The sequence below is a fragment of the Solirubrobacter deserti genome, assembly GCF_027587175.1.
Lineage (GTDB): Bacteria > Actinomycetota > Thermoleophilia > Solirubrobacterales > Solirubrobacteraceae > Solirubrobacter > Solirubrobacter deserti.
Map to the genome: position 1 here is coordinate 93,812 of NZ_JAPCID010000017.1, position 10,284 is coordinate 104,095.

7 protein-coding genes are annotated in these 10,284 nt (G+C 69.7%); 4 read left to right on the top strand and 3 right to left on the bottom strand.

Features of this window, described 5'->3' with window-relative positions; all coding sequences use genetic code 11:
* Positions 1-2: 2 nt before the first annotated feature.
* Together OJ962_RS14080 and OJ962_RS14085 are read left to right on the top strand one after the other, a co-directional pair.
* The gene (locus OJ962_RS14080) at positions 3-848 is read left to right on the top strand and encodes a sugar phosphate isomerase/epimerase family protein (RefSeq protein ID WP_202955315.1); all 846 of its coding nucleotides are present in this window, start codon (positions 3-5) and stop codon (positions 846-848) included.
* A 163-nt stretch (positions 849-1,011) separates the two neighbouring features.
* On the top strand, positions 1,012-4,386 hold the full coding sequence (locus OJ962_RS14085) for a ThuA domain-containing protein (RefSeq protein ID WP_202955316.1): 3,375 nt from the start codon (positions 1,012-1,014) through the stop codon (positions 4,384-4,386).
* A 101-nt stretch (positions 4,387-4,487) separates the two neighbouring features.
* On the opposite strand, the gene OJ962_RS14090 is transcribed toward OJ962_RS14085, so the two are convergent.
* Genes OJ962_RS14090 through OJ962_RS14100 form a run of 3 tightly spaced genes read right to left on the bottom strand, consistent with a single transcriptional unit; the run spans position 4,488 to position 7,551 of the window.
* Complete coding sequence (locus OJ962_RS14090) at positions 4,488-5,201, bottom strand: cupredoxin domain-containing protein (protein WP_202955317.1); 714 nt, start codon at positions 5,199-5,201, stop codon at positions 4,488-4,490.
* Positions 5,201-6,682, bottom strand: coding sequence for a multicopper oxidase family protein (locus OJ962_RS14095; RefSeq protein ID WP_202955318.1), 1,482 nt, complete (start codon positions 6,680-6,682; stop codon positions 5,201-5,203). Before OJ962_RS14095 ends, OJ962_RS14090 begins: the two co-directional genes overlap by 1 nt.
* Positions 6,682-7,551, bottom strand: coding sequence for a cupredoxin domain-containing protein (locus OJ962_RS14100; protein ID WP_202955319.1), 870 nt, complete (start codon positions 7,549-7,551; stop codon positions 6,682-6,684). Before OJ962_RS14100 ends, OJ962_RS14095 begins: the two co-directional genes overlap by 1 nt.
* A gap of 228 nt (positions 7,552-7,779) precedes the next feature.
* Between OJ962_RS14100 and OJ962_RS14105 the strand changes: the two genes are divergently transcribed.
* Both OJ962_RS14105 and OJ962_RS14110 read left to right on the top strand, forming a co-directional pair.
* Positions 7,780-8,160 (top strand): hypothetical protein, encoded by a 381-nt coding sequence (locus tag OJ962_RS14105; RefSeq protein WP_270006410.1) that lies wholly within the window; start codon positions 7,780-7,782, stop codon positions 8,158-8,160.
* A gap of 3 nt (positions 8,161-8,163) precedes the next feature.
* A complete protein-coding gene (locus OJ962_RS14110; protein WP_202955321.1) occupies positions 8,164-10,281 on the top strand; it encodes an MMPL family transporter in 2,118 nt (705 codons plus the stop codon).
* Positions 10,282-10,284 lie beyond the last annotated feature (3 nt).

The following is a 10,284-nucleotide window of genomic DNA, read 5'->3' on the forward strand; positions in this document are numbered from 1 at the left end:
CGATGAAGCTTGGCGCCAACACATGGATCTGGGTCTCCCCGCTCACCGATGAGCGGCTGACCCAGCTCGCGCCGCGGGTGCGCGACATGGGGTTCGACGTGGTCGAGCTCCCGGTCGAGCAGCTAGGGGACTGGAGTCCAGAGCACGCCGCTGAGGTGCTGGCCGAGCACGGGCTCGGCGCCTCGATCGCGGTGGCGATGGCTCCGGGGCGTGAGTTGTGTGGCGCCGACGCTGACACGGTCGCGACGACCCAGGCCTTCCTGCGGGAATGCCTGGACGTCGCGGCCACGGTTGGGGCCGGCGCCATCGCCGGCCCCATCTACACCTCGACCGGCCGGACGTGGAGGATCACGCCGGACGAGCGGGTGAAGCTGTACGCGGAGCTGCGGGAGAAGCTCGCGCCCGTGGCCGAGTACGCCGGCGAGGTCGGCGTCAAGATCGGCATCGAGCCGCTCGTCCGCTACGAGACGAGCCTCATCAACACCGTCGAGCAGGCGCTGGAGGCCATCGACCCGCTCCCCGAGTCGGTCGGCCTGCTGCTGGACACCTACCACGCCAACGTGGAGGAAAAAGACTTCGCCGGTTCCTTCCGGATGGGCGGTCCGCGGCTCGTGCACGTGCACGCGTCCGCGAACGACCGTGGCGCCCCGGGCGCCGACCACATCGACTGGACCGGCTTCCGCGACGCGATCCGTGACACGGGCTACGACGGTCCGGTCGTGATCGAGTCGTTCACCGCCGAGAACGAGACCATCGCCACCGCGGCTTCCGTGTGGCGACCCTTGGCGGCCTCGCAGGACGCGATCGCGACCGAAGGCGTCAAGTTCCTGCGCGAGCTGTTCGCTTAGCCGGTCAGCGTTTCCCCCATATGGGCGCATTCTGTCGCCCAAGCCGACAAAAGTCCTTGACACGGCCGCAGAAACCTGGGTAGGTTGCTGCGGCCGTTTCACGTTTGAGAGTGCAACGAACGCGTATCCGGGGTCTGAGGGGGCCTCGGGGGAGGAGAAATCAGTGGTAAGAGGGTTGGGTATCGGCGCGCCCGGACGGCGCGTCTTCCTGCTCGGCATGACGATGGCCCTGTTGCTGGGTCTCGTGCTGCCGGGCCTGGCCGCGGCACAGGGCGAAGGCAAGCGGATCATGCTCTACACGGGCACGACGGGCTTCCGCCACACCGACGGCATCAACGGCGGCGTCCCCACGCTGACGTCCAAGCTGCAGGCGCTGGGTTACACGGTCGACCGTGAGGACTGCGTCGACAACGGCGGGGCGACCGCCGTCGCGACGAACTGCGACCACGCCGACAAGAACCCGCGCATCTTCACGGACGCGAACCTCGCCCGGTATGACGCGGTCGTGTTCCTGAACATGTCGTGGTCGTGGGCGGGCGGCAACAAACCGGGCCCGCTGCTCGATGACGCGCAGAAGGCCGCGATCATCAAGTACACGCAGAACGGCGGCGGCATCGCGGCCATCCACAACGCCACCGACGCGGCCGCCGGCCGCTCGGCGTGGGACTGGTGGGACGGCGGCCCGAACTCGATGGTCGGCTCGACCATGCCGGGTCACTCCGCCAACAACATCGTCGCCACCGTCCAGACGGCCGACAAGAACCACCTGTCCACGAAGGACCTGCCCGACACGTGGACGCTGTCGGACGAGCACTACAACTTCCTGCGCAACGTCCGCGGCACGCACCACGTGCTCGCGACGTTCGACGAGCGCACCTACAACCCGGGCCCGAACGCCAAGGGCCAGGATCACCCGATCACGTGGTGCAAGCTCTACGACGGCCGCGGCATCAACGACGGCACGTCGACACCGAAGGACTACACCGACGGCCGCACGTGGGTCACCGGCATGGGCCACAACGGCGCCCGCTACACCGAGAACGGTGGCGACGGCCCGATGGTCAAGATGATGCTCGGCGGCATCCGCTGGGTCGCCGGCGAGGGCAAGAAGACCGACTGCTCCGGCACGGTCTGGTCGAGCTTCCGCCGCACGGTCCTGGTCGCCAACGCGAACCAGCCGATCGGCATCGACATCGCGAAGGACGGCAAGGTCTACTGGACCGAGATGGGCCTGATCGGCAACGCGAACAGCTCGTGGAACTCCGAGGGCTCGATCGTCATGCACGATCAGAAGGGCGCCCCCGGCAACAAGACCACGGTCGTCACGATCCCGACCCGCGCCGACCACGGCAACTCCGAGGACGGCGTGATGGGCTTCACGCTCCAGCCGGGCTTCGACCTCGCCGACCCGAACAAGCGGCACGTGTTCGCGTACTACTCGCCGCGCCCCCAGGTCGGTGACAACTGGCCGATGTCCAACGCGGACGCCCGCATCGCGGTCGGTTACAACGTCGTCTCCCGCTGGACGCTGACCGCGGACGGCAAGTCGGTCGAGCCCAACTCCGAGCGCATCATCCTCCGGGTCCCGAAGGCGAAGATCGGTGGCAACCCCGCCGGCTTCCCGGGCGGTCCGACGGACGGCGGCCCGGGCCACGTGGGTGGCGCCGGCCTCGACTTCGACTCCGAGGGCAACCTGTACCTCGGCGTCGGCGACGACGTGTCCCCGAACGCTCCGGGTCACGACCGCTACATCCCGATGGACTACCGCGCCTCCGAGCGCTGGGACGCGCGCAAGACGTCGGCCAACACGGGCGACCTGCGCGGCAAGGTGCTGCGCATCAAGCCGTCGCTGGCCGACATCCCGTCGTCCGCGTCGCCGGGCGTCGACTCGACGTACTCCATCCCGGCGGGGAACCTGTTCCCGGTCGGCACGGAGAAGACCCGTCCCGAGATCTACGCGATGGGCTTCCGTCAGCCGTTCACGCTCCACACCGACGCCAAGAACCCGGGCCTGATCGGCGTGGGCGAGTTCTGCCACGACAACAACACCGACCGTGCGCAGCGCGCCCCGGCCGGCGTGTGCGAGTGGAACCTGGTCGGCAAGGCCCAGAACGCGGGTTGGCCGTTCTGCGTGGGCGACAACTCGCCGGCGAACACCGCGTGGCGCTGGAAGTACACGGGCACGGCCGCGGCTCCGAGCACCGGCGTCCCGACGGGCGAGCAGTACGACTGCTCCAAGGAGCAGATCCCGTCCGACATCAACTGGGCGCCGGAGGGCGAGACCGCCGCTCCGCCGACGTTCCCGGGCCTGGACATGATTCCCAAGCCCGAGCCCGCCACGATCTGGAAGAAGTACCCGACCGTGGGCAACCAGGGCATGCAGCGCGTCGCCGACTTCGGTGATCTGCAGGCCGGCGGCATGCAGCCGCTCGCCGGGCCGATCTTCCGCTACAACTCGGCCACGGCCAGCAGCGGCGGCTTCCCGGCCTACTACGACGGCTCGTGGTTCATCAACAACCGCGGCTCGACGGACGGCTTCTGGAAGGAAGTCAAGCTCCGCAGCGACAACAACCAGATGCTGCGGGTCAACGACTGGCTCCCGTACAACCACGCGGGCAACGCCGCCAACCAGCTCAACGGCTTCGTCATCGGCACCCAGTTCGGCGACGACGGCGCGCTGTACATGGCCCGTTACCCGGTCGGCTGCTGCCGCACGGGCACCAGCGCCAACTCGCAGGTCCAGATCGTCAAGATCTCCTTCGAGGTCTACGACGAGACGACGGCGCCGGAGGTCACGGCGACCCTCGACCCGGCCACGCCGGGCGCGGGCCGCACCTACACGGGCCCGGTCACGGTCAACTTCTCGGCGACCGACCCGGCCAACCCGGACCCGAGCCAGCCGCACGCCGGCATGGACTACATCGAGTACCGCCAGGTTCTCAACGGCGTCGCGGGCCAGTGGGTCCGCACCAGCGCGGGCAACCTGCAGGCCTCGCTGACGGCCGCGGGCACGTTCACCGAGCAGGGCTCGTACACGATCGAGTACCGCGCCGCCGACAAGGGCGGCAACATGGGCGCGGCCAAGTCCGTCTCCTTCTGGATCAACACCCCGGTCACGGCCGAGGGCACGGTCAAGGCGGCGGTCCCGGCTTCGCTCGGGCTCTCGATCGGTGAGATCCGGTTCGACCCGTTCGCCCCGGGCGTGACCGCGACCTACCAGGGCCGCGGCACCGCGACCGTGACGAGCTCCTGGCCGGCCACGCGCCTCGCCGTCCATGACGCGAGCGCCACCAACACCGGCCGCCTGGTCAACGGCACGTCCGTGATCGGCCGCAACATGCAGGTCGCGGACTGGTTCGGCAACTACCAGGACGTCAGCAACGCCACCAACGCCCGCGTCGTCGCCCTCTGGTCGGCGCCGCTCGCGAGCGCCGCGGTGCCGCTCAACTTCCGTCAGTCGGTCCTGAACACGGACGCGCTGTCGGCGGGCGAGTACACCAAGACGCTCACGTTCACGCTGTCCAGCCCGACGCCGTAGTCGACGTCGAGCTGATCTGAGACAAAGCGCGTCGCCACGGTCGTGGCGGCGCGCTTCGTCGTTGAGGGGGCGTCCGCCGCGCCGGCGCCGCTCGGACTCAGCTAGCGGCGGACGGTGACGCGGGCGCGCGACGCGGCCTTGGCCGCGTTGCCCGCGAGGTCCTTCGCGCTGACCTGCACGCGGTAGCTGCCGGCCTTCAGGCCGCGCAGGCTGAGCGACCCGGTGCCCTTGGCGACCTCGACGGTGCGGGTCCTGACGACGCGCTTGCCGCGGGTGAGCTTGACCGTGACCTTGCCGGCCTCGGACAGGCGGAACCGCACGCGCACGCCGCGATCGACGCGGGTGGCCTTGACGCGGTCGAGGGTCGGGACGACGGTGTCGCGGACCTCGACGCTCGTGAGCGGCGGGGTGTCGTTGGCGAACGGCTGCTCGCTCAGGGGCGGCGGCGGAGGCGGAGGCGGTGGGGCGCCGGTCTCGTCGGAGACGAAGACGTCGCCGAACATCGTGCTCTCGTGCAGGAAGCAGATGTAGCGGTAGGTGCCCGGCTGCTGGAAGGTGAAGGAGCGGTCAGGGCCGGCGACGGCGACCTCGGACTTGAACGTGTCCCACGCGGCGGGCGTCTTGCCCTGGACGTTGTGGGGCGTCGCGGTGCCGGCGAAGGACCAGGTGACGGTCTCACCGACCTTGATGCGGACCTCGGTCTGCGACCAGACGTTGGTGCCGTCGACGGCCTGGACCTTGACCTCGGCGACCGCGACCGCGGGAAACGCGAGGGCGGTGGCGGCAAGCGCCACGGCCGACAGCGGCGCGCGCATCAGACGATCTCCATCTGCAGCATCATGGCCTTGTCGGCGTGCTCGAGCGCGTGGCAGTGGAACACGTACTTGCCCTTGTAGGGGGCGAACCACGCGAGCACGGTGACCGTCTCGTTGGGCAGCACTCCGACGGTGTCCTTCCAGCCGAGCCGGTCGGCGAGCTCGACGGGCCCGCTGGTGCGCTCGAGCACGCGGAACAGGAACCCGTGCAGGTGCATCGGGTGCACGCGGCCTGAGTTGTTGACGAACGTCCAGACCTCGGTGCTGCCGAGCCGCGGCCGCACGTCGATGCGGTTCGGGTCCCAGGACAGGCCGTTGATCTGCCAGGCGGCGCTGCCGAGGGCGAGGTCCCAGCGGCGGCGAACGGTCGGCGCGGGGAGCGGCTCGGGGTCGCGCAGGCGCGTGGGAACGCGGAAGTCCTCGCTGGCTTTCCCGCCCTGGATGTCGAAGCGCATGATCGGGGTGGTGCCGCCACCGGCTTCGGTGTCGACGTTGTAGAGGGTCAGCTCCTCCCCGGGCCCGTACTGGGAGAAGTCGATCACGACCTCGACGCGCTCAGCGGGGTGCAGCGGGATGTTGGTGCGCGGGACGGGGCGCGAGAGCAGGCCGCCGTCGCCGGCGATCTGCACCATCGCGCGCGCGTTGCCCAGGCGCAGGGCGTAGGAGCGGGCGTTGGACGCGTTCAGGAAGCGCAGCCGGTACCGGCGGCGCTGCACGGCCATGCGCGGGGAGATCGCGCCGTTGACCAGCAGCGTGTCGCCGCGGAAGCCGATGTCGACGTTCTCGGCGTACCGGAACGAGCCGTCCTTGTTGAACGCGTGGTCGGCCAGCACGAGCGGGACGTCGAACTCGCCCTGCGGAAGCCCCAGCTCGGTCTCCAGCTCGTCCTCGAGCAGGTACATCGAGACCAGCCCGTAATAGAGCGTCTTGGACGTGCGGCCGTGCGCGTGGTCGTGGTACCAGAGCGTCGCCGCGTCCTGCTCGTTGGGGTAGTGGTAGTCGAACGAGCCGCCGGCCGCGATGACGTCCATCGGGTGCCCGTCGTGCGCGGCGGGCACGTAGCCGCCGTGCAGGTGCACGTTGGTGTCGAACGGCAGCGCGTTGGTCTGGCGGACGACGACCTCGCGCCCCTTCTTGGCCCGGATCAGCGGGCCGGGGTAGACGCCGTCGTAGCCGTAGATCGGCGTCTGGAACCCGGGCAGCACCTCGGCCAGGCCCTCGCGCACGGTCATCGCGTACGTGTCCCGCGTGCGCGTGCTGATGTTCGGCACCAGCTCCGGGATCCGCGGCAGGTCACGCTGGAACGGCGCGAACGGCGACTTGGCCTGCGAGCGGATCGCGGCCGAGGTCACCGTCGCCTTGCGCGGACGCAGCACGTCCGGCGCGGCGATCGTGCACAGCAGCGCGATCGAGCTGAAGCCGTTGACCATGAAGTCCCGACGCGAAGACCCGGCGTCGGCAGGCGCTCGAAACCCCGTCATCACTTCACCTTCAGCGTCGTCGTGCCCGCGAGGCTCTTGTTGGCCATCGCGTCGACGGCGCGGTACTCGATCGTGTACGTGCCCTTCGCGCGCAGGCTCTTGCTGCGCAGGACCACCGAGCGGGTGCCGAGGCCGACATGCAACGTCGCCGTCGTGAGCGTGCGCTTGGAGCCCTTGCGCCGCGCGCTGACCTGCAGCGTCGCGGGCTCGGAGATCCAGAAGTTGAGCTTGGCGCCCTCACGGACGGTCTTCGCGCGCAGCTGCTGGAAGCGCGGCGCGGTCGTGTCGGCCTTGGCGACCTTCCCGGGCGCCGGCGTGTTGAGGTGATCGTCCGGCGAGGCGGTCGCGCGGGGCGAGGGTGACGGCGTGGCCGAGAACGTCGGCGTCTCCTCCGGCTCCTCGGTCGGCGTCTCCTCGGGCTCCTCGGTCGGGGTCGGCTCGGGCGTCTCCACCGGCTCACCCTCGACCGTGATCGTGCCCACCATGGTCGGGTGGACGGAGCAGAAGAACTGGTACTCGCCCTCTTCGCCGAACGTCCACGACGTCGTCCCGCCCGCCTGGATGTCGGTGATGCCGTCCTTCTTCGGTCCCCGCTCGTTCCAGGCCTTGTTCGCGGGCGTCGAGCTCTTCGACGCCGCGTTGTGCGGCATGCCGTTCGCGTTCTTGAAGTTCCAGACGACCGTGTCGCCCGTGCGGATCGTCAGATCGGCGCGCTCACCGGTCTCACACGTCGTCTTCTCGGTGTTCGAGAAGCACTTGTCCTTGATGCCGTTCTCGACCGAGAAGATCGTGCGGTTCTCTCTCGCTCCGGCGACGCCGACGCCGCCGATGATCCCGGCGACCGCGAGTGCAGCGACCGCGGCAGCCATGCCAGGCCGGCGTAGCCGGCTCCGATCCGTCCTCATTGACACGTTCTCCTCAACGCTCCACGACCGAGAAACGAGGTTTCGGTCGATCGGTGACCGAAGCTAGCACGGTTCTGCACAACGATCGAGCAAACCCACCATTCCTCGACGAAAGTGTGAGGACCCAGCGTTCAGAAGTCATTGTCATCACCGCGCGTGCTTGCTAGCTTCGGACCCGTGAGGAAGAGGTGGTTGCTCGCCCTCGCCTGCGTTGCCGTGCTCGCTGCCGTGAGCATCGTCATCGCGGCGCGAGGCGGCGAGGAGGAGACGACTACGAAGCAGGGGACCAACCTGAGCGCCATCAGGTGCCCCCTGGAGCCGACGGGCAAGACCGACGCGAGCGGTCAACCGGAATTGAAGCCCGCCAAGGACGCGTTCGACACCGCCGAGTTGGTAGGGATGCCGCTCGCCGACGCTCAACAAAAGGCTGGGCAGAGCGGGTGCGAGATCGTCGTGTCCATCCAGGACGGCGTCGGCCAGCCGGTCCCGATCGAGCTCAACCCGAAGCTCATCTACGTCTACACGGAGAAGGGCCGCGTCACCCAGATCGAAGGCGTCGGCGGCGGCATCTAACCGATGCCCCGCTGGGCCGTAATCGGCGCCTGGCTGCTGCTTGCCCTCGCGATGGTCCCGCTGCAGGGGCCGCTGCAGACCCGCGCCGCGGACGAGAGCGACACCTTCCTCGCCCGCGGGTCGGAGTCGGCCGGGGCCAAGCGGGTCATCGACGAGCGCTTCCGCGCGGGCAGCGAGAGCGTCGCCGTCATCGCCTACCTCCGCGAGGGCGGGATCACGAGCGCCGATCGCCAGCGCATCGTCGACGACGGCGCGCGCATCTGCTCCGCCGGGACGATCCCGAGCCTGAAGCTGGTCGGCTCGGCCTACGGCCTCTCGTGCGGTGACGAGGACCCGCTCGACCTGAGCCCGGGCGGCCCGGGCCTGCTCACCTCGTCGGACGCATCGGTCGCGCTCGCGAGCGTGGCGCTGACCGACGACAGCACGCCGGTCGCCGAGCTCGCGGTCAAGACCATCCGCGACATCGTCCCGCCGCCCGCCGGCGACGAGACGGGCCTGCGCGCGTGGGTGACGGGCGAGGTCGGCTTCGAGGCCGACCGCAGCGAGGCGGTCAAGACGATCGACGAGACGCTGCTGATCGTCACCTGCGTCGTGTTGATCGTCCTGCTGCTGCTGATCTACCGCTCGCCGCTGATGGCGCTGGTGCCGATCTTCGTCGTCGGCGTCGCCTACATCATCGCCGGCGGGCTGACGTATCTGCTGGTGCGCGCGGGCGTGACCACGGCCAGCGGCCAGAGCACCGCGATCCTGATCGTGCTGATGTTCGGCGCGGGCACGGACTACTGCCTGCTGCTCGTCGCGCGCTACCGGGACGAGCTGCGCCGGACGGCGGATCCCGACGAGGCGATCCGGCGCGCGAGCGAGCGCACCGCCCCGGCGATCCTGTCGGCCGGCGCGATCGTGATCGCCGCGATGCTCGTTCTGGTCCTCGCCGACTTCAACGCCACGCGCGAGATGGGCCCGATCCTGGCGCTCGGGATCGCGGTGATGGTCGTCGCCGGCCTGACGCTGCTGCCCGCGCTGCTGGGCGCGTTGGGCCGGCGCGCGTTCTGGCCCGCCGTCCCGCGCGTGGAGGCGACGCCGCGCCCCGTCGCCCCGCTGTGGGCAAAGGTCGGCCGGTTGGTCGACCGGCGCCCCGGCATCATCGCCGCCGCCGTCACGCTGCTGCTGTTGGCCGGCGCGCTCGGCGCCGTGGGCGGCCGCGAGCCGATGGACTTCTCGGAGGCCTTCCGGACGCCGCCCGAGTCGGTGGGCGGCGAGCAGATCATCAGCGAGCGCTTCATCCCGGGCCGCGCCGCGCCGGTCGAGTTCGTCATGGACTACGACGACCGCGAGGCCGTGATCGCCCGTCTGACGGAGGGGATGGCCACGCCGATCGAGGAGATGTACCTCTCCGCGGCGTCGGTCCCGACCAATGGCCAGGACTCAGAGCTTGCGGTCGCGCAGGCCTATCTCAAAATGGATCCGTTCTCGGATGCGGCGACCGACTCGATTCCCGAACTACGACGTGCCGCCAACGCGGCGGCGAGCGGCTCCGTGCTGCTCGGTGGCGAGGTCCCCGAGGCCTACGACACCCGCCAGGCCATGGCGCGCGACACGTGGCTCATCCTGCCGATCGGCCTGGCGCTCATCCTGCTCATCCTCGGCGTGCTGCTGCGCGCCGTCGTCATGCCGCTGTACGTGATCGCGACCGTGATCCTGTCCTTCGGCTTCGCGCTCGGCGTCAGCTCGCTCGTGTTCACGCACGTGATGGGCCAGCCTGCAAGCGACCGCACCCTCGAGCAGTTCGCGTTCATCTTCCTGGTTGCGCTCGGGGTCGACTACAACGTCTTCCTGCTCGCGCGCATCCGGGAGGAACGCGCCCGCGCGGGCACCACCACGCGCCAGGCCGTCATCACGGCCCTGGAGCGGACCGGCGGCGTGATCACGAGCGCCGGCCTGGTGCTCGCGGCCACGTTCAGCGTGCTGATGGCGCTGCCGCTCGAGTCGCTGTTCCAAGTGGGATTCGTCGTGGCGCTCGGCCTATTGGTCGACACGTTCCTCGTCCGAGCCCTGCTCGTGCCGTCCGTCGCCGTAATTCTCGGCGAGCGGAACTGGTGGCCCTCCAAGATGAGCACTTAGGTC